Below are 23840 nucleotides of genomic sequence, written 5' to 3'. Positions count from 1 at the left end.
TCCGTCTAAAACGGAACTCTTTTTCTGATTATGAAGTGAAAAAGCGAAGTAAAATTGTCGCGCAAATGACAGTTCCTGCTCCGCCGAGGCGGGTAGAAATTTGGGCGAATGGCATAAGGCCCATTCTTCCTGAAGCGGACAAAATGGCGACATCTCCCGTTCCGCCGAGACCGCTGTGACAGCAGGTCACGATTGCGGATTCAACAGGGTACATGTTCATCAGTTTGCCTACAAAGTATCCGGAAGAAATCATGGCAACGACAACTGAAATACAAATGATGACAAACGGAATAGAAATCACAGATGCCACGTCATCTAAAGGGATAAAGAGAATCCCGAGGCCTACCATAAGCGGCCATGTAAAGCTTGATGAAATAAACTTATAAAGCTGATATGCGCCATCCTCCATTTTTTTCGGAAGGATATTTGCATATTTGATTGCGGCTGCTGAAATAATCATTAAAATAGCGCCTGGGATGAAGATAAATTTCTCCAGTAAACCGCCGAAAATAAAGAACGTACAGGCGAGCAGAACTCCGGCTCCCATCAGTTTAAAGTCAATTTTAGCTTCAGCCTCTTTTTGATTGAAAATATCGTTTGCTTTCTTAGATTTAACGAGACGCCCATTGCCGTTTAGGTCAGGACGTTTTTCGCCCAGTTTTTTCATTAAAGCGGCACAGATAATAGCGAAAACGTTTCCAATGATAGCGGCAGGAACCAGCTGCGACACATACACATCAGCGGAAGACCCCAATATTTGCGAATAAGCAATCGAGAGAGGCAAAATTCCTTCACCTATTCCCCCGGCAATAATCGGCACAACAACAAAGAAAAAGGAATCATAGGCACTGTAGCCGAAGATGAATCCGACGAGCACGCCAGCCGCAACCGCCGCAATTGTGCCCGCTACTAAAGGAACGAACATTCTGATGAATCCCTGTATTAAAACAGTTCTGTTCATTCCAAGAATGCTTCCTACAACAAGACAAGCGATATAGAAATAAAGAAAGTTAGATGTTTTCATTAAATTGGTAACAGCATCTAATGATGATGGATTCAACACATTATAAAAAACTAAAAAAGATGGCACAAACAAAGATAGAATAGCAGGACCGCCAATATCCTTCAAAATCGGAATCCGCTGGCCGATATCGCCAAGAAAGACACCTAAAATCATAATGATGGCAAACCCGCCCAGCATGTTTGCGGGCAGCTCGTTGTAATAAGCCGAAAGAATAATAATGACAGCTAATGCTGTATATAATGGGAGAGGAATTACGCCGATTTCCCAGGTCCATATTTTTTTAAACAGGCTTTTCTCCTGTGTGTCTTTGTGCTCAGGTAAAACTTCCTCTGTTTTGTGAATTGCTCCCATTGTCGTACACCCCCATGTATTGTTTGTTACAGTCTACAAGAAAGCGCTAACAAAGAATATTTTTTTAAGTTAAATAATTAATAAACAATTAAATTAAGAGGGTATTTTGGATCAGAAAAAATCCCTGAGAAGCCGCTTCCCAGGGAGATATGCTTACCGTTTTCCTTTGATATAAGGCACACCGTTTGCTTTTGGCGCATCTGCGCGTCCGATAAAGCCGGTTAAGGCCAGAATGGTTAATACGTAAGGGGCAATCAGCATATATACATTCGGTATGTCCTTAAAAAGAGGGAGCAGAGAGCCGATGATGCTTAAGCTTTGGGCGAATCCGAAAAACAGGGCGGCGCCGAGTGCGCCGATCGGATGCCATTTTCCGAATACAAGTGCCGCGAGTGCGATAAACCCTTGCCCGGAAATGGTAGAATGCGTAAAGTCGAGCGCAATGGTTGACGCATATACGCCGCCCCCGAGGCCGCCGAACAATCCGCTGATCATCACGCCGATATAGCGCATTTTGTAGACATTGATCCCCATAGTATCGGCCGCCATCGGATGTTCTCCGACGGAACGAATACGGAGGCCGAACGGCGTTTTAAACAAGATAAACCACGAAATAAAGGCCAGGACAATTGCGAGAATAGACGTATAATAGACATCTGAAAAGAAGATTTTTCCCAATACAGGGATGTCGCTCAAGCCGGGAATACTCGTTTTATAAAAAGGCTCGGGAATTTTGTCTGTTTGCGCTTTTCCGTAAATCAGCTTTACGATAAATAAAGTAGCCCCAAGCGCCAGCATATTAATGGCGACGCCGCTGACTGTCTGATCTGCGCGAAACGATATCGCCGCTGCCGCGTGAATCAGTGAAAACAGCGCGCCGGCTGCCATGGCGGCAACGAGTGAGAGCCATGGCGCCGCGGCTCCCAATTCAGGGCCTAAAAATAAATTGAATAAAACACTGGTGAATGCTCCGATAATCATGAGGCCTTCGAGACCGATATTGACAACGCCTGATCTCTCGGAAAATACGCCGCCGAGAGCAGTTAAAATAAGCGGGGCTGCGTATACGAGTGTGGCCGGGACAATGATTGATAAAATCTGCAGAACGTCCACTTAGTTCGCCCCCTTTTTCTTCAACTTATTCGCGACAAAACGAATGGCATAGCTTGAAGCAACAAACAGAATGATAATGGCAATCACAATATCGACAACCTCAGAAGGTACGCCTGATTCAATTGGCATATTTAACGCTCCGATTTTGAGGCCGCCAAGCAAAGCTGCCGCAAGCACAACACCGGCTGCAGTGTTCCCACCCAGGAGAGCGACGGCAATACCGTCAAAGCCGACGCCGGTAAATGCGCCTTTGACAGCTGCGTATTCAAACGTTCCCAGACCTTCCATGGCACCTGCAAGGCCTGCAAAAGCTCCTGAAATGAGCATGGAGGTCATAATATTCTTCCGCACGCTCATACCGGCGTACTGAGACGCGTGCTGATTGAATCCGACTGCCCGAAGCTCAAAGCCTTTCGTTGTTTTGTTAATCATAAACCACATAATAACAGCTGCGAGAAGGGCGATGACGATCCCCCAGTGAAGCCTTGAATAGTCCGTAATCTGCTCAAGAAACGGCGAGCGAAGTGAGGCGGATTCGTGAATTTTTTCCGTCTTATCCTGATTGTCTGTCATGACTTTTGAAATCAAATAATTGGTCATATGCAGTGCGATATAATTCATCATAATAGTGACAATGACCTCGTGAACATAGAACCGTGCTTTTAAAAAGCCGGGAATAAATCCCCATAAACCGCCTGCTGCAGCCGCTGTGAGCAGTGCAAGCGGCATATGAATATAAGCAGGTCCGTCAAACGCCGTTCCGACCCAAACGGCAGCTGTCCAGCCCACTAGCAGCTGTCCCTCTACCCCGATATTGAAAAGTCCGGTTCGGAATGCGAAAGCAACAGCTAATCCGGATAAAATATAAGGTGTAATCTGCCGGACGGTTTCCCCGATGTAATAGGTTTCTCCAAATATCCCATTCCATAAAGCGGAATAGCCGCTGGTCACACTGTATCCGCTCGCAAGCATAATAAGTGCGCCGGCCAGCAAGCCGAGCATGATCGCAATGAGCGGCACGAGTAAATGAGAGAGTCGTTTAACCATTTGCTTTCCCCGCTTCCCTTTGCGTGCTTCCCGCCATCAAGAGGCCGAGCTCTTGCTCAGTGGTATCCAGCGGATTAACGCTGGATATAATGCTGCCTTCAAAAATGACGGCGATTCTGTCACTGAGATTCATGATTTCATCAAGCTCAAACGATAAAAGAAGAACGGCTTTTCCGGCATCACGCTGTTCAATGAGTTTTTTATGGACAAATTCAATCGCTCCAACATCAAGGCCGCGAGTCGGCTGGGCTGCGATTAACAAGTCAGGATTTCGGTCAATTTCCCTTCCGATAATTGCTTTTTGCTGGTTTCCGCCTGACAACGCCCGCGCGTGAGTATATTCATCGGGGGTTCTGACATCGTACTCGCTGATCACGCTGCGGGCTTTCTTATACATTTCGCCTTTATGTAAAACACCGAATGCTGAATAAGGCTTTTTGTAATAGCTTTGGAGCACGATATTTTCACCGATTGGAAAATCCAGGACGAGACCGTGTTTGTGGCGGTCCTGCGGAATATGCCCGATTCCTGACTCCGTTACGTTTCTCGGCGTCAGGTTTTGTATCTGTTTTCCGTTTAGGGAAATGGTTCCAGACTCCGTTTTTCGGAGTCCTGTAATCGCTTCAATCAGCTCTGACTGTCCGTTTCCGTCAACGCCGGCTATGCCGACAATTTCTCCGGCATTGACAGAGAGCGACAAATCCTTTACAGCTTCTACTCCGCGAGTATCTTTTACGGTAATTCTATCAATCGCCAGCACTGCAGATCCCGGCTGAGCCGCTTTTTTTTCTGTTTTGAACAATACCTCGCGGCCGACCATCAGACTGGCGAGCTCGTCTTGATGTGTATCCCGGACATCCAGTGTTTTGATGCCTTTTCCTTTGCGGATAATGGTAACGCGGTCACAAACCTCCATGATTTCTTTCAGTTTATGGGTGATTAAGATAATTGATTTTCCCTCATTGACGAGGTTCTTCATAATTTGAATGAGCTCTTTGATTTCATGAGGCGTCAACACAGCTGTCGGTTCATCAAAAATCAGGATGTCAGCCCCGCGGTAGAGGGTTTTTAATATTTCTGCACGCTGCTGCATGCCGACGGATATGTCTGCTACCTTTGCCTCGGGATTAATTTGAAGTCCGTATCGGTCGGAAATGTCCTGAACCTCTCGGACAGCCCGTTTTCGGTCAATCTGCCCGAGCTTTTTCGGCTCCTTCCCGAGAATAATGTTTTCAGCAACTGTAAATGTATCGACAAGCATAAAATGCTGATGCACCATGCCGATTCCGAGATCATTCGCTTTGTTCGGGCTGTTGATGTGCACCTTCTCACCGCGGACCCGAATTTCTCCCTGTTCTGGCTGATACAGCCCGAACAGGACGTTCATCAAAGTTGATTTGCCCGCTCCGTTTTCACCGAGCAGCGCGTGGATTTCGCCTTTTTTGACCTGAAGATTAATGTTGTCATTTGCGACGATACCGGGAAACTCCTTGCGTATATTGAGCATTTCAATGACATATTCCACAGAATTGACCGCTCCTTTTTTTCATGCTATTAAATTAGAGACTGGCAATAGAAAAGCCGCAAGGAAATGTGCAGCTTTGCTCTGAAAGAAAAACAAGGGATAAGGGCTCTTCTCCTTATCCCCGCGATTCTTATTCAGCTTTGAAATTTTTCAGCTCTTTCTCTGTTCCCGGCACTTCTAGTCCGTCGATAATTTTTTTCTTCCAATCATCAACCGCTTTGATTACATCATCCGATAGGTTTTGTTTAGAGGAAGAAATGCCGACTCCGTCTTGATCAAGCCCGTATGTAAGCGTTTCTCCGCCGGGGAATTTGCCTTCGCTTGCTTTCTTCGTTAAATCTTCAACTGCTGTATCAACCTTTTTGACCATGGAAGTAAGGGTGACGTTATCGTCTGTTCCTTCTACTTGGCCTTCTGCGTATTGATCTTTATCGACTCCGATCACCCAAACGTCACGCTTCGGGTCTTCTTTTTTCAGGTTCTTGGCTTCTGTAAAGACACCTGTGCCGGTGGCGCCTGCGGAGTGGTAAATCACATCAACGCCTGACTTATACATGCTCTCGGCGGTTGCTTTTCCAACGTCCGCTTTATCGAATCCGCCTGCATACTTCACCTGGACAGTTGCGTCAGGTTTTACGGCCTGAACCCCTGCACGGAAGCCGACTTCGAATTTTTTGATTAACTCGGATTCCATGCCGCCCACAAATCCGATTTTTCCTGATTTGCTTGTTAAGGCTGCGGCCACTCCGACAAGAAATGAGCCTTCCTGCTCTTTAAACGTAATGCTTGCGACGTTGTCTTTATCGACGACTGCGTCAATAATCGCAAAGTTTGTATTTTTGCGCTGATCGGCGATTTCACTGATTGAATCTTCCATCAAGTAGCCGACGCCATAGATCAAGTCGAAATGCTCACGCGCTAATTTATTTAAGTTTGTTGTATAATCTGCATCTGATTTAGATTGCAGGTAGTCGTATCCGTTTTTTCCTTTTTCCAGACCATTATCTTTACCGAAGGCTTGGATGCCTTCCCATGCTGATTGGTTAAAAGATTTGTCATCCACCCCGCCAATGTCGGTAACCATCGCCACACTGAATCTGTTTTTGCCTTCACTGTTACCGCTGCTTTTTTCGCTGTTTCCGCACGCTCCTAAAATGGTGCCCGCTGCGATGACAAGTGACATCGCCAATCCGATTTTGCGTTTCTTCAAGATATAACCCCCCAGAAAAATTTGGCCTGAGCTGATCCGGTCAGTCATGGGATGGATGCCTCACTCAATTCTTAGAATCGATAAAATTTTCAGATAATAACAATTAGAATGAGCTGAGACAGTTCTGATCTTCCCTTAGTAAGTGTGATGTGGGTGTTTCCTTCGAAAGGCGGGGAAGAGAAGGATGCGGAAGGTGTTCCGGGCGGAAAACCGTGACATCTCTTTCTGAAGTGTGACTTATGACTTAGTCTAGGGATCAACTAACCAATCATAATTTATCATTTTACATACAAGAAATAAATAGAATTACGCATAATTTTTTAAAAAATATGTATTTTTAGAATTGTATTTCAAATATGCCGAAAAGTCCTTTATTATTTTTGTATAGCTTATTGGCGAAAGGTTCAAGCAGCTTGGCAAAAGATGTGACAGAGAAAAACGCACTGCTCGATATGAACAGTGCGTTTTTTTATAAATATTGCTTAATTCCGTTAAGGTTGGCTGTATTGACATTGTACTGAAACACCGGTCTCCCGATCGTTCCGTACGCCATTTCGACATTCAGAACCTGTATATCCTCAAGAAATTTTAAGTATTTTCGGATGGATACTTGAGATATTTCAGTATGATTCGCCAGGTCTTCTGTCGTAAAGGATTCGTTTTCAAAGGATTGTATGCTGGACCAAATCAGCTTCAGCGTGCTTTTTGTCAGCCCTTTTGGCAGATGCACTTTTTCTGTCGCTTCCTTCTTATGAAACAGTTCCGCGTCCAATTCTTTTTGGCTCATGTTTCGGTGGGTGGAATAGACTTTTTGTTTTCGTCTGTAATCAGAAAGGGCAGTCTGAAAACGTTCAAATTCAAACGGTTTGATTAAGTAATCCACAGCTCCGTAACGAAGTGTTTTTTTGATGACGTCCAGCTCGCTTGCCGCAGAGATGACAATCACGTCAACCGCTTCATTTTGCGCTCTTAATTCCGTCAGCAGCTCAAGCCCGTTTTTACCCGGCATGTAAATATCAAGCAAAATGAGGTCGATGTGATGCTCGCCTAAAATATGCAGAGCGCTTTGAAAGGAAGAGGCGATTCCTTTCAGCTGAAAGCCTTCTATTTGGCTTAAATATCGTTTATTTAATTCACCCACCATGGGGTCATCTTCAACTATTAGTACATTAATCATGGTTTTCCTCCTTCGGTTCGTACGGGATTCGAAGACTGAATGTGGTTCCTTCATTTTTTTCGCTGGTGATAATCATTTGACCCTTCAAATTCTCCATGCTTTGCTGGGTGAAATAAAGGCCGAATCCCCGGTTTTTGCCCTTTGTTGAATAGCCTTGTTCGAATACCTTGACTTGGTCTTCTTCAGACATGCCGGCTCCTGTATCGGTAATTTCGATGTCCAATATTTTGTCATGAAATCGCATGGACATCGTGATTTGTTTTTTCGGCATATTGGCAACAGCATCTAAGGCATTGTTGATCAGATTTCCGATAATCGTAATCAATTCATGAATGACTGAAGGATCTGCTGCATTTGGAATAACCCCGCTGCATTCAATATCGAGATTTGCGCCCTGCTCTCGTATGTAACTCTGCTTTCCCAACAGAAAACCGGCCAGTACGGAGCTTTTGACATCATTTATGATTTCACTTGTTTCTGATTTTTGCTGAATGGCAATATCTTTAATATAATCTCCAAGATCGTCATACTCTTTCAGCTGGACGAGACCTAATATCACATGCAGTTTGTTCATAAATTCATGAGACTGCGCTCTCAGTGCGTTTGCATACATTTTAACACCGGAAAGCTGTTCAGCTAAATGTTTTACCTCGGTTTTGTCCCGGAATGTCGCAATCGCTCCGACGGTTTGTCCTTTCAGCTGGATGGGCACTTCATTAAATACAAGCTCTAATCCGTTAATGCGCACATCTCTGTCTTGAAGAGGTTTTCTGGTCTCAATGACATTTTTCAGGCGGCTTTTTGGCAGGATGTCATTGACATCCTGATCGACGGGATTTGTTTCTATGCCCATTTTAATGAAAAGACGCTTCGCTTCCGCATTGGCAAGCTTGATTTTGCCGTGCTCATCGACAGCGAGTATGCCTTCTTTCGTTGATTCAAGCATGGCGCTCCGTTCTTGAAGAAGTGTCGCGATTTCATATGGTTCAAGTCCGTACATGATATTTTTCACCGTACGTGCGACGATAACAGCCCCGATGACGCCGACGAATATACTGACACAAATAATAAAATAGAGCGGCCGTAAGCTGTGGCTGATGACTTCGTCAATTTCATTCACTGTGATGCCAACCGCAACGGCTCCGACTTGTTTTCCATTCTTGGCATAGACAGGCACAAACGCTCTCTGCGATTTCCCAAGCGTGCCTGAGGCGGTGCTGATATGGACATGTCCTTTTAATACTTCGGCTTCATCCCCGCCGCTGAATTTTTTTCCGATTTTGCTGCGATCCGGATGGGTTCTGCGAATGCCGTTCATATCCATAACGACGACAAATTCTGTGCCGGTAATTTTCTGGACGTCCAGCGTATAGCTGAGCAGTTCCTTCTGTTTTTTTCCGCTCTCCAAAGCGGAGGCAGTGATCGGTGCGTCGGCAACCATTTCAGCAGTTTGCAGGGCTGTGTCTCTTTCCTGATCACGTATCCTTTTAGAGGTTTGGGCACCAACAGTAAAAAAGGTGATGAGCAGTGCGATTAACACAACGATGCAGACAAATATGGTGAGTCTGGTTTGCAGTTTTAATGTTTTTTTCATATAAAACTTCCTTACGTTTTATGATTCCTGCGTACTACTTTACTCTCAAAATGGCGCTTTGTGAAGATTTGGGACCGTAATTCGTAAAAAGGAGAAAAAATGGAATAATTTATCTTGTCAATGTGTTTTAAGTCCTCCATAATAAATGAGGTAGATTATAGAAAGGGACTTTTTTATATGAAAAATACTTATTTGACAGGATACTTTCCGCTGATTGCGATCCTGCTTTTTAGTTCGTCTTTATCCATTTCAACCTCACTCTATGCATTGAAGATGCTTTCTTCATTTGGAATGTACGATGGAATGCTCGATTACTTCTCAGAGAAAGGAATCAGACTAGCGTTATTTGCGGCTTTTGCGCTTTTATATTTTATGGTTCTGTCCGCTCTGAAATTAATTGCGAATACCGTGACTGAGCTGTCACTGCTGTTTTTCGCAAATGATCCTGAAGGAAACAACCTGAAAACAATCAGAATGGGCTCTATCATTTATTTAGGCGGCGGGATCGTATCCTTTGTGCTATTGCAAAATGTCATCTGGATTGTGATCTGGTTTGCAGTTGTTACACTTGCTTACTTTGTGTTCGTTGTTTACAGGATTTATTCAACACTTTCTATCATGTCATTGGTCGGATTCATTCTAATGGAACTGCTGTTTTGGTTTACCTTTGTTATCGGTATTCTGTTCATATTTATCAAGCTTTATAATAGCATAATGGCTAGCTTACCTGTGTAAGCTAGCCATTTTTTCGTTTATGGTAAAAATCTATTTTTTATAGAAGGGGAGGGGAGCATACATTCATTTTTTTTGCCGAACCACTTATAGCGGTTTTTGGCGATAACGGAATAGAGCATATCTCTGACAGGTTTCGGCACTGCAAGAAACAGGACAAAGAGCCGCCATGGGCCCCGCAGATGCCTGAAAACCTTTATGGCTGCAGTTGACTTAGTGTAAACCTGGCCGTCTTCAATAAAGACAAAGCTGTCAAAATGCTCAGTCGGAAGCCCGCTTTTTTTCAGCAGGCTCTGTCCTGTTTCCGATTGAAGCGATGCAAATGAAATTAAACCGTTTGGATCACGTTTTATGATAAATTGAACGGCCCCGTTGCATAAATTGCACACACCGTCAAACAGTAATACGCGATTTGGAATTTGTTCTGATGTCACTGCAGATCCCCTCCGATTTTAATAAGCTGCTTGCAGCGTTCCTTTCCAGATGGAAAGCTGAGGGCTGATACTGTGAAGGTATTCAACGCTGCTCGGTGTATCTTTTCCAACCCAGACACCCATTGTGTACGTATCTGTCAGGCCGACGAACCACATATCATGATAATCATTTGAGGTTCCCGTTTTTCCGCCGATATAAGGCGCATTAAAATATGCTTTTTTCCCTGTCCCGCTTTTGACAACGGAAGACATCAGTTTTTTCAGCTGCATGTTTGTGCGGACGCTAAATATTTGTGTCGCTTTGTCATTCCATTTATAAATCGTTTTTCCTTTTAAATCCGTCACTTTTGTAATCGCGTGGCTCGGCGTGTAGCTGCCGCTGTTGCCGAATGTTGTATACGCCTTTGTCATCTCGAGAGGCGTCATGCCGTGTGTAAATCCGCCAAGCGCCGCCGGCAGCAGATAGTCGCTGTTGACAAGCTTTGAAAAATGATACGGTTCAATATAGCTGAAAGCTTTTTGGATGCCTACACGGTCCAGCATTCTGATGGCCGGTGTATTATACGAGTTTTTAAACGCTGTATCAAGCGTCACTGTGCCGTATGTGCGGTTATTGTAGTTTTGCGGACAGTAATCCCTGCTGCAAAATTTGCCGGCATCAATTGTGCTGCTTGCTGTCGCACCTGTCTGTTCAATATAAGGTCCGTAATCGAGAAGCGGCTTAATGGATGACCCCGGCTGTCTGTATGCTTGGTAGGCACGGTTAAAATCATACTTATGATAGTTTTTTCCGCCGGATAGAGCGACAACTTGATGCGTCTGGTGATTAATAACAGCCGCTCCGCCCTGTACGCCCGCATACGGCAGCTTCGAATTCATCTGTGCTACGACTTGATTTTGCATGTACGGATCAAGTGCGGTATAAATTTTTACACCGTCTTTCAGAAGTGTGCTGACTCTAGCGGACAGCTCGTTTTCTATTTTGTCTTTTTGTTTTCCTGACGCTTTTTGAAGACGCTTATCATAACCTTCAGATTCAGACACGAGTTGAGTGAATTCATCATTTACGTAGGAAACGTAGTCTGGAAATTTGTCTTCTTTCTCCTCGACATCCAGTTTGATTTTTTGTTTTACGGCTTTCTTCAGCTCTTTGTCCGTTATAACCCCGGCATTTTTTAACCCTTTAAGCAAGCGTTCTTGACGGCTTTTCGTGTAGTCAAAATGCTTGAGAGGATCATATAATGTAGGGTTATTAGGTATAGCGCAAATAAAAGCCATTTCTCCCAGTGTGAGAGATTTCAGCGGTTTGCTGAAATAAAATTCAGCAGCTGATCCGACGCCATAAACGCCGTTATTAAAATAAATCGTATTTAAGTAGGCTTCAAGAATCTCATTTTTTGTATACTTTTTCTCAAGCTGATAGGAGTACGCGAGCTCAGTCAGTTTGCGGCTGAAAGAGCGCTCGTGGCTCAAATACAAGTTTCTTGTAAGCTGCTGTGTGATGGTGCTGGCCCCTTGGTCAATCTTTTTGTCCTTCACGTTGGAAGCGGCCGCCCGCACCATCCCCATAAAGTCAAACCCTTTATGTTCGTAAAAATGGCGGTCCTCGGAAGTTAAAAATATCTGTTTGACTTCTTCGGGAATCTTGTTGAAGGGAACCAGCACTCGGTTCTCATCATCGCTGACGATTTCCGAGACCAGAGACCCGTCCCTGTCGTACATGTAGCTGTTTTGAACAAGGCTGATCTCTTTCAAATCAATATTCTTATCAAGCACCTGATCCAGGGACTTCATTTGTTTTACTTCTTTTCCGGAAGCGATAACTGTAAATGCAAACAATGGGATTATGCAAAGGAGCAAAATCCATCCGATAATTTTTCGTAACATGGTCACTCTCTTTTCTCCTAAATTCTAGCCATATCGTACCATTCTTTTGAGTTTACGAGAAGGTTAAATTTAGAAGACTCCTCAATTTTTGCTGAAAATCAGCTTGCTTTGGCATACGATTCTTTTTGGAATTTCTTCATGATCCAAAGCAGGCAGGCACCTGCGAAAAAGAGAAATGCTGTGACATAAAAGGCTGCAGAGATATTGAAGTGACTCGATATAATACCGCCGAGAAGAGGTCCGAGAACGTTTCCTAAAAAGCGAAAGCTGACATTGTAGCCGAGGACTTCTCCTTGGATGGAGCCGGGAGCCTGAACGCGGATTGCCGCTGTGATGCATGGCAGAAGGCCGCCCATCGCCATCCCGAATAAAAACCTGAAAACAAGAAGCACACTGAATGAAGACGCGAGTGCCTGCGGAATAAAAAATAAAGAGGCGGCGATTAAAAGCCCGATTAAGATGCGACGGTGGCCGTAGCGGTCTCCTAAATCTCCCCATTTTCTTGCCAGCAGCAAACTGCCGAGTCCGGTTGCCGAAAATGCCATGCCGGAGAAAAAGGCCAGATTGGCAGGTCCGTGCAGCTCGTTTACATATAAAGCGAGCAACGGCTGGATACTGAAATTTCCTGTTTGAATCAGCATGGTTAACAGCATCATGACCCAAAGCGCGGGCTGTTGAAAAATATAGGAGAGCACTTCTTTTCTCGTATAAGACTGACGTTTATTCATCTTCTCTGTGAGCGGCTGTTCTTTGACCCCGAATAACACGAGAAGAACGGCCAAGAAAATTACAAAGGATGTGATAAAAAAGGTATACGTAAAGCCGAAGTGGTCAGCAAGCACGCCTCCCAAAAGCGGGCCGAACAAGCTTCCGGATACTTGCCCCATTTGGAGCGTGCCAAGCGTTTTGCCGGCTGAGCTTTTAGGCGTCTGCGCGGAAATCATTGCAAGGGATGTCGGAATAAATCCGGTTACAAGCCCCATAGCCATACGCAGAAAAAACAATTGATAAACCGATGTGACAAAGCCCATTAATAAAATGCTGACGGCTATGCCGATTCCGGTTGTCAAAAGGATTTTCTTGTAACCGCGTTTGTCTCCGAACCGCCCCCAGAACGGGGATACCAAAAAAGCCATTAAAAATGTAATGCCGAACACATAACCGCTCCACCTTTGCACAAAGCCGTTGGAAAAGGTGCTGAGCGTCTCAATATACAAGGAGAGAAAAGGAATGATCATTGTTGTGCTGGCTGATACAAAGAAATTCGCCAGCCACACAATGACAAAGTTTTTCTTGCGGATAGAAATAACATCACCTTCTTATTATTTCGGGTTCCTTACTAATTATAAAGAAACAGTGCACCATTTAAAAGAAACAATGCGGCTGGGAAATTTCATTATTTTTAGAAAATGAAGAAATGAAGAGAAGGAGAATCGATATACTATAAAGATAGCATTCTTCTGATCGGAGGAAAGGTAGGTGTAAAAATAGTGGAGGCAGGCAACTTACTCATTATTGATTTCGAATTTACGATGCCCGAAGGAAAATACAGTCCGCAAAATTTTTTTCCGGAAATCATAGAAGCAGGAATTGTAAAGTCGGTTAATGGTGAAGTAGTTGAGACGTTTTCGAGTTATATTAGGCCGAAAAAATTCCCCAAGCTGACGAAGCGCTGCAAATCATTTTTAAACATTACGCAAAACCAAGTAGATGAGGGGATGAGGTTCGAGGACTTTATCCGTAAACTAAATGAGCTTGACCCTGAAAAAAATTGCACGATCATCACGTGGGGAAACATGGATATGAAAGTGCTGAAGCAAAATTGTATGTTTAACCATATTCCTTTCCCTTTTAAAGGGGAGATGAGAGATTTATCGCTTGAATATAAAAACTTTTTTGGAGACCGGACACTGACCGGCTTGTGGAAGGCTGCGGAAGAGTACGGAGATAAGGGAACCGGCACCCATCATAAGGCGCTTGACGATGCTCTTACAGCCTATAAGCTTTTTAAGCTTGTCGAGCAGGATAAGCAGTACCTAGAAAAACCAAAACCGCCGACAATCGGCGAGAGGATTGATTTATCTGAACTATTCCGGCGCGCAACATAAAAAACCCAATCTTTCGTCAGACTGGGTTATGGCCGGGTAAAGTATTCTTTTTCTAAAACGTCCAGATTGTTCAGGGATCGCTTTGCCCATTGTGAATCATCTCCGGCCAGTTTGGCTCTCAGCTGTGCAACCGCTTCCCGCAAAGACTCGTTATAATCCGGCACTTCACTGTCATAGGGCTTCACCATGTGATGGGGGATATTAGTCTGTTCGCCGAAAGCAAGCGCTCTTCTTTCATGGAAAAACGGCACATCTGCCTGTTTTGGATGGTGAAGGTCTCCTTGAGCGGGATGTGTGAGAACCGCCTTAATTTTGACTAAATAATGCTGCGGTCTGCAATCTGTAATTTCTCCTATGTATGCACCTGTTTTGTAAAATCCTTTTACGATAGAGCCTTTCTCAAATGTACTCATCTGTTATCACCTCGCATTCATTCTATAAAAGTTCCAATTGATTTGCTAGTGAGGAAGGTCGGCGGGGAGCTTGATCGTCACAATGGTTCCTCTTTGAAAGCTGCTGCTGAACGAAATGGTTCCGTGGTGATGTTCAATGATGGAAAACGTCACAGTCAGCCCAAGTCCCGTTCCATTCGTTTTTAAAGAATAGTAAGGTTCACCCAGCTTCTGCATTTGGTGATCCGTCATGCCGACACCGTTATCTGAGATTTTGATTACGATTATATGGCCGATTTTTTTCGCTGAAACTTGGATGACCCCTTTACCCGTAGGAACGGCTTCAATGCTGTTTTTCATGAGGTTGATCACAGCCTGCTTCAGCTTTGTTGCATCCCCGTATACCAAAAGGTCCGGCTCGGCGTCCGCCTCTACTGTCACAGATTTATAATTGGCATACGAAATCATAAGGGAGCTCGTCTCTTTGATAAGAGAAGATAGATCAAAAATCTCTTTTTCGTACAATTGCTGTTTGGCGATATCAAGATAATTTGTAATAATGCCCTGAGCCCGGTCAAGCTCTGACAGCACAAGCTTTTGATAATCCGCACTGGATTTGTTTTGAAGGGATTCATCATTAAAAAGCAGCTGGACAAATCCCCGGACAACTGTCAGCGGATTTCTTACTTCATGAGCCACACTTGCCGCAAGTTCACTCACAATTTCCATTTTTTCCGAATGGATAAGCTGGGAACGCAGGGCGATATTTTCTGCGATGCTTTCTATCAGATAAATGCTTAAAAGAAGAACGGTGCAGCGGAACAGACCTGAGACAGCTGCCTCATAATATATCATTTCTGAATTTTGAAAATTTAAAATATTCACGGCAGAAAAAACCAAGATGGAGGCGAAAAATAAGAAGATCTCCAAGCAACCGATGAATAAAGACAGCAGCAGTTTTCTCGCTTTGGACATGAATGGCCACTTTTTTTGAAGTAGAGTTGGAATGATGATATGAAAAGGCAGCAAAGCGTATACAAAAATGGCGGAAGGCTCAAAAAACAGCAGTTCAAAACATAAGACGGATGCGGCGACTGTTAGCCCGGAAGCAGTGTTTATATACAATAAACAAATGATGACAGGAATGATTTGAAGGCCATATTGGATGTAGTCCATTTCCTGTATAGGGAATATAATGCATAAAACTGAGGCGCCGCATGCAAATATCGTGACCAATACGTTGTTGATTTTTGGTACAATGATCGACGGTTTTCCAAGCCAAAACACTTGGTAAAGAAGAATAGGAAACAAAATAAAGCAGATATGTAGGAGATAGTCTTTTAGAATTTCCATTCGAGTGAAATCCTTTCGTATAAAATATGAATCTATTATAACACTTATCATTAGAAGTAAAATACAAAATTTCTTAATAAAGAACGCCCTTACGATTGATACGTAAAGGCGTTTGTGACGAATATTTACTCTAACGCTGTTTTTATTCGGCGCAGTCCGTCCTGCAAGGTTGCCAGAGGGCATCCTGCATTCAAACGCATAAATCCTTCTCCGCCAGGGCCGTATTTCGTGCCGGGCTCCAAAATAATTTTCCCTTTGTGCAGCATCTTTTGCTGCAGCTCTGCATCAGACAAGCCATATGCGCGGAAATCCAGCCAGATCAGGTAAGACGCATCAGGCTTCATCATCTTGACATTTGGGAGCTCGCTGGTCAAAAAGGCAGCAGCCTCGTCCATGTTTTTCTCAAGATAAGAAATCAGTTCATCGAGCCACGGCCCGCCTTTTGAGTAAGCGGCTTCGATTGCGCTCACGGCAAACGCGTTTAATCCGCCTAAACCGTTCCGCTGCAGGCTGGCTGAAAATTTGGCGCGCTTCAGCCGGTCTGGAATAATGATTGCAGACGCCTGCAAACCCGCGATATTAAACGTTTTGCTAGGTGCCGCGCAAGTCACAGAAATCTCAGCGAATTCATCAGAAAGAGAGGCAAACGGCGTATGGTCATTTCCGTACAGCATCAAATCGGAATGAATTTCATCTGACACGACTGTAACGCCGTGTTCAAGGCATAATTCGCCGAGCTTCAATAAATCTTCCCGGCCCCATGCCCGCCCTGAAGGATTATGCGGATTGCATAAAATAAACAATTTTACGCTCGGATCACTGATTTTTGTTTTCAAATCTTCAAAATCCATTACATAAGTTCCGTCTTTTTCTTTAAGCGGATTATGTAAAATACGCCGGCCGTTTTTCTCAATCATATGGTAAAAAGGCGTGTAAACAGGAGATTGGACAATCACTTGATCCTTTGGTTCTGTAAAAGCCTGAACCGCCATGCTTAAAGCTGTGACAACCCCGGGACTGAATGTAATGCTTTCCGGGTTCACCTTCCAGCTGTGCCGGTTATGCATCCATGCACACACTGCATCTTTTGTTCTCTGATCTGGCGCTGTATATCCGAAAATCCCTTGTTCTAGGCGCTGTTTTAATGCTTCTGTTATGGCTTCCGGCGCACGAAAATCCATATCCGCCACCCACATCGGGAGGGCGTCTGTCACGCCGAATAATTCGCCTGTCTTGTCCCATTTGAGGGATTGGGTGCCGAGGCGCTGTACTTGTTTATCAAAGTTCATTCTGTTTCCACCTCTTATGGTATGTTTATTTTTCTTAGCGTAACTATGATAAAATAGATCTGCAAATTTTATTATAAGCGGTGATGAAAATGGAAGAAAGTCAAGCGGTCAGGGAAATGATCAATGTCATTGCCAAATGGGACCCGTTTAAATATGGTGAAGATTTTTATGAAACGGAGGCTGTTGATGTCGTTCAGGCCGTCTATGATGAAGACGATCCTAAAGTGTTAGCGAAAAGCATACAGCATATTTTCGAAGCTTCTTTTGAACAAACACTTCCGATCGACAGCTGCCTGAATGTGGCTGGACAGCTGCTGTTCATTAAAGACAGCAGCTCTTGCACGCCTTGAAAAACCGGTATACAAACCGGTTTTTTTATTCTGTGATAAACTCTGCAATTCGTTCGGAAACGAATTCTGGGCGTTCCTCCGGCACCAAATGGCCTGTTTCCCGCAATGAATACAGTTTGGAATCCGGCAGGTCATGGTGCAGACGTTCGCCGATTTTCACCGGAACCACCTTGTCTTCTTCGCCCCAAATCAATAAGGCGGGTTTGTTCATTTTTTTCAATTCCTCAGACTGTAAATCTCCTTCCCTGTGCCGGATGAACTTTGTCATAGCTTTGAAAATCTGTTCATCTTGAAAAGGTTTGCCGTAGCCGTCAATCATCTCCTCGTCAATCAGCGATTTGTTGTGGACGACATTTAATAAGTTTTTCATCACGCCTTCTTTGGAAAGCCAGCGTTTGATATAAAGATGAAAATATGGGAGGTGAGTCCCGAAGATAATCGTCGGGTGTGAGCGTTTTAAATAACCTGAACTGCAAAGAAGCACAATCTTCGAGAAGAGCTCAGGCTTTAATAGAGCAGCCGACAGCGATATCTGCCCTCCCATCGAATGCCCGACAAGCGCCGCCTGTTTGACTTGCAAGTGCTCCAGGAGTCCGATGATAAGCATAGCGAGGTTTTGATAGGTATATCTAAACGTCCTTGATTTTTCTGATTGGCCGAAAGGAGGCAAATCGAGCGCGATGATGTCATACTGGTCCCGAAGCAAGGGGATTAATTTTCTGAAGCTGAAAGCAGAAGATAAAAAACCGTGTACGCAGACAATTGTTTGTTTGCCCGGGTTTTGATAGTGCTCATAATATACATTTACGCCTCCGACTTTAATACGTCTTATTGGTGTAACCGCCTCCATTTTGCCGTCACTCCCTTCATAGGATGTACTGTATTATGCCCTGAAATTGTCAGTTCTAGCGGAAGTTTCTCCTCGTTTTTTCTTAGCATTCGTCAAAAAACGTGATATAATGTCATGAAGATTTCTTGACATTGCAAAGGTGTGAAATGAATGAAATTGACCGATAAAGAAACAGAAATATTAGAAATTTTAGACGAAAACAGCCGCGCCGACCTGGAAACAATCGCAAAAATGGCCGGTATCCCTGTAAATGAAGTAAAAGCGATCATTGACAAATTGGAAAAAGAAAAGGTTATTATTGATTATTCCGCTATGATCGACTGGCGGAAAGTGGACGGCCATGAAGGCGTGACTGCCATGATTGATGTTAAAGTCACTCCAAAGCGCGGAGTCGGTTTTGACGAAGTGGCGGAGCGGATTTACCGATTCCAAGAGGTAGAATCAGTCTACCTGATGTCAGGCGTATACGACCTGTCTGTCGTGATCCGCGGCAATTCAATGTCTGACGTTGCGCGTTTTGTATCTGATAAACTGTCAACTCTTGATTCAGTTGTGTCTACGACAACACATTTTATCCTGAAAAAATACAAGCACGACGGCAAAGTATTTGAAACGGGAGACGACGACAAAAGAATCGTGGTGTCACCGTAAATGACTTCTTATTTATCCGATTATGTACAACAAATAAAACCATCCGGCATCCGCAGATTCTTTGATTTGGCGGCAACGATGGAAGGGGTTATTTCTTTAGGAGTCGGAGAACCTGACTTTGTAACGGCTTGGAATGTCCGGGAAGCAAGCATTCTTTCCCTTGAACAAGGGTATACGTCATATACCGCTAATGCAGGTTTATACTCATTGCGAGAGGAAATCAGCCGTTATGTAAGCAGCCGGTTTAATCTTACATACTCACCTGACGATGAATTGATTGTGACGGTAGGGGCGAGCCAGGCTTTGGATATTGCAATCCGCGCCATTGTAAATCCGAGTGAGGAAGTGATTATTCCAGAACCGTGTTTTGTGGCGTATGAATCGCTTGTCTCTTTGACAGGCGGCGTTCCGGTTCATGTCCATACGACGGCTGATAAAGGATTTAAAGCGACAGCTGAGGATTTTGAAGCGGCAGTGACCGAAAAGACAAAGGCTATTCTCATTTGTTCGCCTTCGAATCCGACCGGCTCGGTTTACTCAAAGAAAGAGTTGCATGAAATTGCTGAGTTTGCCAAAAAACATGATTTAATCGTACTGGCCGACGAGATTTATGCGGAACTGACATACGATGAGGAATTCACGAGCATAGCAGCATTACCGGGGATGAAAGAGCGGACGGTTGTTATTTCAGGATTTTCAAAGGCGTTTGCCATGACAGGCTGGAGACTCGGTTTTGCCGCGGCGCCTTCAGAAATTCGCAACGCGATGCTTAAAATCCATCAGTATGCGATGATGTGCGCGCCTGCAATGGCGCAATACGCAGCGCTTGAAGGGTTAAAAAACGGAATAGAAGATGTAGAAAAGATGAAAAAGAGCTACCGCAGGAGACGTAATTTGTTTGTCGAAACGCTTAATGAAATCGGTCTCAGCTGCCACCATCCGAGCGGTGCTTTTTATGCTTTCCCATCCATCAAAAGCACTGGGATGAGCTCAGAACAGTTTGCCGAGGAGCTCTTGCTGCAGGAAAAAGTAGCCGTTGTTCCGGGTAATGTGTTTGGGCCGAGCGGAGAAGGATATATCCGCTGTTCATATGCGACATCAATTGAACAGCTGCAAGAAGCATTGGTCAGAATGAAACGCTTCTTACACAAAACAACATAAAAAAAGATACGAACTTTTTGTTCGCATCCAATAAAAGGGGGAATACTAGAAAGCCTTTGGTATTTGCAGTATACCCTCTTTTTGATATGCTTAAACCTGATATCATATAAAAAAAGTTTTCTTTGCGGAAATGAGACATGTATGATATAATTTTAAATTGCGTATAAACTGATATTTAATTTAACTTAGGAGTTGTTATGAATGGCAGCAAAATTTGAAGTGGGCAGTGTTTACACTGGTAAAGTTACAGGATTACAAGCGTATGGTGCGTTTGTTGCATTAGATGAAGAGACTCAAGGTCTGGTACACATTTCTGAAGTAACTCATGGTTTCGTAAAAGACATCAACGAGCACCTTTCCGTTGGTGACGAAGTACAAGTAAAAGTACTAGCTGTTGACGAAGAAAAAGGAAAAATCAGCCTTTCTATTCGTGCGACACAAGCTGCGCCTGAGAAAAAAGAAAGCAAACCAAGAAAACCTAAATCAGCACAAGTGAGCGAAGAAGCTTCTGCACCACAAGGTTTCAACACATTAAAAGATAAGCTTGAAGAGTGGATCGAAATGTCCAACCGCAAAGATCTTATCAAAAAGTAAGCATGAAAAAGCACCGGACAGGAATGTTCGGTGCTTTTTTTTATCCTATCGCATTTCAGGCTTCGCTGCTTCTTCTCGTGAAGCTTCTTCGTTTGGCTTAAACAGCAGACCGAGGTTGATTAAGCCGGCGATTCCGACGAGTCCGTAAATGATACGGGAAAGGGCTGACCCTTGGCCGCCAAAGATGGCTGCTACTAAATCAAATTGGAAAAATCCGATCAGTCCCCAGTTAATAGCGCCAATGATCGTTAATACAAGACAAATTCTCTGAATAGTACTCATGTTTACAACCTCCTCCATGAATTATTAAAACAGTTATAGATTGTGACATATTGGAGAATCTATACATGCATTCTCCATATTGTGAGAAGCCGGACGAAACGGCTCAAACTCAGCTTGTATTGTTCCATTCCCAGCATCTTGAAAATGAAAACTGTCTGATACGCTGAAAACAGAACGAGCTGATTGCTTTACATGGAGCGCAGGCATTCTGCATAATAAAAATCTAAGGAGGAGATGTCATGCAAAACTTTACATATTGGAACCCGACGAAATTAATTTTCGGCCGCGGCGAAGTTGAAAAACTCCCGGAGGAACTGAAACCTTACGGAAAAAATGTATTGTTAGTCTACGGAGGCGGAAGCATTAAACGCAGCGGCCTTTATGACCAAGTGATGGAACAGCTGAATAAAGCCGGTGTCACGGTACATGAATTAGCAGGCGTAGAGCCGAACCCGCGTGTGTCGACTGTTAATAAAGGTGTTGCGATCTGCAAAGAAAACAACATTGATTTCTTATTGGCTGTCGGCGGCGGCAGTGTCATCGACTGTGCAAAGGCGATTGCTGCGGGGGCAAAGTATGATGGTGACGCGTGGGATATCGTAACGAAAAAACACCAGCCGAAGGAAGCTTTACCGTTTGGAACTGTTTTGACTCTCGCCGCAACTGGCTCTGAAATGAACTCAGGTTCAGTTATTACAAACTGGGAAACAAAAGAGAAATATGGCTGGGGAAGCCCGCTCGTGTTCCCTAAGTTCTCCATTTTGGATCCAGTGAACACGTTTACTGTTCCTAAAAATCACACGATCTACGGAATGGTTGATATGATGAGCCACGTGTTTGAGCAATACTTCCACCATGTATCAAACACACCTTACCAGGATCGCATGTGCGAATCGCTCTTACGCACAGTCATCGAAACAGCGCCTAAGCTGATCAATGATCTTGAAAATTACGAACTGCGTGAAACGATTCTTTACACAGGGACAATCGCTTTAAACGGTATGCTGTCAATGGGTGCAAGAGGGGATTGGGCCACTCATAATATAGAACATGCGGTTTCAGCCGTTTACGATATTCCGCATGCCGGCGGACTCGCCATACTCTTCCCGAACTGGATGAGACATACATTGTCAGAAAACCCGGCTCGCATGAAGCAGCTGGCGGTTCGTGTGTTTGGTGTGGAGGAAGCTGGAAAATCAGATGAGGAAATCGCGCTTGAAGGTATCGACAAGCTGTCTGCTTTCTGGACAAGCCTAGGCGCTCCAAATCGACTGGCTGATTACGATATCAATGACGAACAGCTCGACACAATTGCCGACAAGGCAATGGCCAACGGTACGTTCGGCCAGTTTAAATCACTACACAAAGAAGATGTACTTGCTATCTTAAAAGCATCTCTATAACAAAAGGGGAAACAGCCGATCAGGCTGCTTCCCTTTTTCTTTGAACTTATGTTACAATTGTTAACCTGTTTTTTGATACAGCAATATATGGAGGTTTTACAATGGAAAATTTCACTTATTATAACCCGACGAAACTGATCTTCGGAAAAGGTCAGCTTGAACAATTAAGAAAAGAATTAAAGCAATACGGTAAAAATGTTCTGCTTGTCTACGGAGGCGGAAGCATTAAACGTAATGGCCTTTATGACCAGGTAACAGACATATTAAAAGAAGAAGGCGCGGCTGTCCATGAACTGTCAGGGGTCGAGCCGAACCCGCGTCTTGCGACTGTGGAAAAAGGCATTGACCTATGCAGACAGCATGATATTGATTTTCTGCTTGCTGTGGGTGGCGGAAGTGTCATTGACTGCACAAAAGCGATCGCTGCAGGAGTGAAATACGACGGAGACGCTTGGGACATTTTCAGCAAGAAAGTAACAGCCGAGGATGCACTGCCGTTTGGTACAGTTCTAACCCTTGCTGCCACAGGTTCTGAAATGAACCCTGACTCTGTGATTACAAACTGGGAAACAAATGAGAAATTTGTATGGGGAAGCAATGTAACTCATCCGCGGTTCTCGATTTTAGACCCTGAAAATACGTTCACAGTGCCTGAAAATCAAACGGTTTACGGCATGGTTGACATGATGAGCCACGTGTTTGAACAATACTTCCATAATGTCGAAAACACACCGCTGCAAGACAGAATGTGCTTTGCCGTTCTGCAGACGGTAATCGAAACAGCTCCAAAACTATTGGAGGATCTGGAAAATTATAAACATCGTGAGACGATTCTATATGCAGGCACTATCGCTCTGAATGGCACGCTTCAAATGGGCTACTTCGGCGACTGGGCTTCTCACACAATGGAGCATGCCGTATCAGCTGTATATGATATTCCGCATGCCGGCGGACTTGCGATCCTGTTCCCGAACTGGATGAGATACACGCTTGATACGAATGTCGGCCGCTTTAAAAACCTCATGCTCAATATGTTTGACATTGATACAGAGGGCAAAACGGATAAAGAAATTGCGCTTGAAGGTATCGACAAGCTGTCTGCGTTCTGGACAAGTCTGGGTGCGCCTTCCCGTCTATCCGACTATGAGATCGGAGAAGAAAAACTGGAACTGATTGCTGATATCGCAGCCAAAGAAATGGAGCACGGCGGCTTCGGCAACTTCCAAAAACTGAACAAAGATGACGTGCTTGCCATCCTTCGCGCGTCACTCTAATGTCAAAGGACGGAATGCAGTCATTCCGTCCTTTCTTCT

General features: G+C 44.2%; 24 protein-coding genes. 9 read left to right on the top strand and 15 right to left on the bottom strand.

The window, feature by feature from the left end; all coding sequences use genetic code 11:
• Nucleotides 1–28 precede the first annotated feature (28 nt).
• The 7 genes from maeN to maeL all read right to left on the bottom strand — a co-directional run bounded on the left by maeN (nucleotide 29) and on the right by maeL (nucleotide 9041).
• Entirely contained in the window at nucleotides 29–1375 is a 1347-nt protein-coding gene (maeN, locus tag NST56_RS16900; protein WP_229149082.1) for a sodium/malate symporter MaeN, read from the bottom strand.
• A 153-nt stretch (nucleotides 1376–1528) separates the two neighbouring features.
• Nucleotides 1529–2488: a guanosine ABC transporter permease NupQ gene (nupQ, locus tag NST56_RS16895; RefSeq protein ID WP_010331679.1), complete on the bottom strand. Its 960-nt coding sequence runs from the start codon at nucleotides 2486–2488 to the stop codon at nucleotides 1529–1531.
• Entirely contained in the window at nucleotides 2489–3535 is a 1047-nt protein-coding gene (locus NST56_RS16890) for an ABC transporter permease (RefSeq protein WP_339177923.1), read from the bottom strand. It lies immediately after the preceding gene.
• A complete protein-coding gene (locus tag NST56_RS16885; protein WP_339177920.1) occupies nucleotides 3528–5060 on the bottom strand; it encodes an ABC transporter ATP-binding protein in 1533 nt (510 codons plus the stop codon). The genes NST56_RS16890 and NST56_RS16885 overlap by 8 nt, the downstream gene beginning before the upstream one ends.
• 130 nt (nucleotides 5061–5190) lie before the next feature.
• Nucleotides 5191–6270 (bottom strand): guanosine ABC transporter substrate-binding protein NupN, encoded by a 1080-nt coding sequence (gene nupN / locus NST56_RS16880; protein ID WP_339177917.1) that lies wholly within the window; start codon nucleotides 6268–6270, stop codon nucleotides 5191–5193.
• A 469-nt stretch (nucleotides 6271–6739) separates the two neighbouring features.
• On the bottom strand, nucleotides 6740–7447 hold the full coding sequence (gene maeM, locus NST56_RS16875; RefSeq protein ID WP_010331675.1) for a two-component system response regulator MaeM: 708 nt from the start codon (nucleotides 7445–7447) through the stop codon (nucleotides 6740–6742).
• Nucleotides 7440–9041, bottom strand: coding sequence for a two-component system sensor histidine kinase MaeL (gene maeL, locus NST56_RS16870; RefSeq protein ID WP_029441167.1), 1602 nt, complete (start codon nucleotides 9039–9041; stop codon nucleotides 7440–7442). The genes maeM and maeL overlap by 8 nt, the downstream gene beginning before the upstream one ends.
• A gap of 177 nt (nucleotides 9042–9218) precedes the next feature.
• Between maeL and NST56_RS16865 the strand changes: the two genes are divergently transcribed.
• Nucleotides 9219–9776 (top strand): YufK family protein, encoded by a 558-nt coding sequence (locus tag NST56_RS16865; RefSeq protein WP_268471507.1) that lies wholly within the window; start codon nucleotides 9219–9221, stop codon nucleotides 9774–9776.
• A 17-nt stretch (nucleotides 9777–9793) separates the two neighbouring features.
• Here the strand turns inward: NST56_RS16865 and NST56_RS16860 are convergent, their stop codons facing one another.
• The 3 genes from NST56_RS16860 to NST56_RS16850 form a co-directional block, all read right to left on the bottom strand.
• A complete protein-coding gene (locus tag NST56_RS16860) occupies nucleotides 9794–10207 on the bottom strand; it encodes a thiol-disulfide oxidoreductase DCC family protein (protein ID WP_229149077.1) in 414 nt (137 codons plus the stop codon).
• Nucleotides 10208–10225: 18 nt separating this feature from the next.
• A complete protein-coding gene (locus NST56_RS16855; RefSeq protein ID WP_168748634.1) occupies nucleotides 10226–12100 on the bottom strand; it encodes a transglycosylase domain-containing protein in 1875 nt (624 codons plus the stop codon).
• Between the two features lie 92 nt (nucleotides 12101–12192).
• The gene (locus NST56_RS16850; protein ID WP_339177910.1) at nucleotides 12193–13371 is read right to left on the bottom strand and encodes a multidrug efflux MFS transporter; all 1179 of its coding nucleotides are present in this window, start codon (nucleotides 13369–13371) and stop codon (nucleotides 12193–12195) included.
• Here NST56_RS16850 and NST56_RS16845 point away from each other — a divergent pair.
• Together NST56_RS16845 and kapD are read left to right on the top strand one after the other, a co-directional pair.
• Nucleotides 13304–13507 (top strand): hypothetical protein, encoded by a 204-nt coding sequence (locus tag NST56_RS16845; protein ID WP_026014598.1) that lies wholly within the window; start codon nucleotides 13304–13306, stop codon nucleotides 13505–13507. The genes NST56_RS16850 and NST56_RS16845 overlap by 68 nt on opposite strands.
• A gap of 77 nt (nucleotides 13508–13584) precedes the next feature.
• On the top strand, nucleotides 13585–14202 hold the full coding sequence (gene kapD, locus NST56_RS16840) for a 3'-5' exonuclease KapD (RefSeq protein ID WP_010331666.1): 618 nt from the start codon (nucleotides 13585–13587) through the stop codon (nucleotides 14200–14202).
• A gap of 26 nt (nucleotides 14203–14228) precedes the next feature.
• Here kapD and NST56_RS16835 read toward each other — a convergent pair whose 3' ends face one another.
• The 3 genes from NST56_RS16835 to NST56_RS16825 form a co-directional block, all read right to left on the bottom strand.
• Entirely contained in the window at nucleotides 14229–14615 is a 387-nt protein-coding gene (locus tag NST56_RS16835) for a kinase-associated lipoprotein B (protein ID WP_010331665.1), read from the bottom strand.
• Between the two features lie 45 nt (nucleotides 14616–14660).
• Entirely contained in the window at nucleotides 14661–15947 is a 1287-nt protein-coding gene (locus NST56_RS16830; RefSeq protein ID WP_010331664.1) for a HAMP domain-containing sensor histidine kinase, read from the bottom strand.
• Nucleotides 15948–16072: 125 nt separating this feature from the next.
• Nucleotides 16073–17236 (bottom strand): MalY/PatB family protein, encoded by a 1164-nt coding sequence (locus tag NST56_RS16825; protein WP_339177908.1) that lies wholly within the window; start codon nucleotides 17234–17236, stop codon nucleotides 16073–16075.
• 89 nt (nucleotides 17237–17325) lie between these two features.
• On the opposite strand from NST56_RS16825, the gene NST56_RS16820 reads away from it, so the two are divergent.
• Complete coding sequence (locus NST56_RS16820; protein WP_010331662.1) at nucleotides 17326–17586, top strand: YugE family protein; 261 nt, start codon at nucleotides 17326–17328, stop codon at nucleotides 17584–17586.
• A gap of 25 nt (nucleotides 17587–17611) precedes the next feature.
• Here NST56_RS16820 and NST56_RS16815 read toward each other — a convergent pair whose 3' ends face one another.
• Nucleotides 17612–18436, bottom strand: a complete 825-nt coding sequence (locus NST56_RS16815) for an alpha/beta hydrolase (RefSeq protein WP_268448463.1) — start codon at nucleotides 18434–18436, stop codon at nucleotides 17612–17614.
• 150 nt (nucleotides 18437–18586) lie between these two features.
• Between NST56_RS16815 and NST56_RS16810 the strand changes: the two genes are divergently transcribed.
• The 3 genes from NST56_RS16810 to yugI all read left to right on the top strand — a co-directional run bounded on the left by NST56_RS16810 (nucleotide 18587) and on the right by yugI (nucleotide 20842).
• Nucleotides 18587–19087 carry an Lrp/AsnC family transcriptional regulator gene (locus NST56_RS16810; protein WP_010331660.1) on the top strand — a complete coding sequence of 167 codons (501 nt, stop codon included), beginning with the start codon at nucleotides 18587–18589 and terminating at the stop codon, nucleotides 19085–19087.
• Entirely contained in the window at nucleotides 19088–20248 is a 1161-nt protein-coding gene (locus NST56_RS16805) for an aminotransferase (protein ID WP_326218254.1), read from the top strand.
• Nucleotides 20249–20449: 201 nt separating this feature from the next.
• A complete protein-coding gene (gene yugI / locus NST56_RS16800; RefSeq protein ID WP_010331658.1) occupies nucleotides 20450–20842 on the top strand; it encodes a S1 domain-containing post-transcriptional regulator GSP13 in 393 nt (130 codons plus the stop codon).
• Between the two features lie 45 nt (nucleotides 20843–20887).
• Here the strand turns inward: yugI and NST56_RS16795 are convergent, their stop codons facing one another.
• Nucleotides 20888–21124: a DUF378 domain-containing protein gene (locus tag NST56_RS16795; RefSeq protein WP_010331657.1), complete on the bottom strand. Its 237-nt coding sequence runs from the start codon at nucleotides 21122–21124 to the stop codon at nucleotides 20888–20890.
• 239 nt (nucleotides 21125–21363) lie between these two features.
• Between NST56_RS16795 and NST56_RS16790 the strand changes: the two genes are divergently transcribed.
• Together NST56_RS16790 and NST56_RS16785 are read left to right on the top strand one after the other, a co-directional pair.
• Nucleotides 21364–22527, top strand: coding sequence for an iron-containing alcohol dehydrogenase (locus NST56_RS16790; protein ID WP_010331656.1), 1164 nt, complete (start codon nucleotides 21364–21366; stop codon nucleotides 22525–22527).
• 101 nt (nucleotides 22528–22628) lie between these two features.
• A complete protein-coding gene (locus NST56_RS16785; protein WP_268471502.1) occupies nucleotides 22629–23801 on the top strand; it encodes an iron-containing alcohol dehydrogenase in 1173 nt (390 codons plus the stop codon).
• Nucleotides 23802–23840 lie beyond the last annotated feature (39 nt).

The organism is Bacillus sp. FSL R5-0560, assembly GCF_037966305.1.
In the GTDB taxonomy this organism is placed as follows: domain Bacteria; phylum Bacillota; class Bacilli; order Bacillales; family Bacillaceae; genus Bacillus; species Bacillus mojavensis.
Note: the sequence above shows the minus strand (reverse complement) of the source record. Positions and strands in the feature narration are given on the sequence as shown.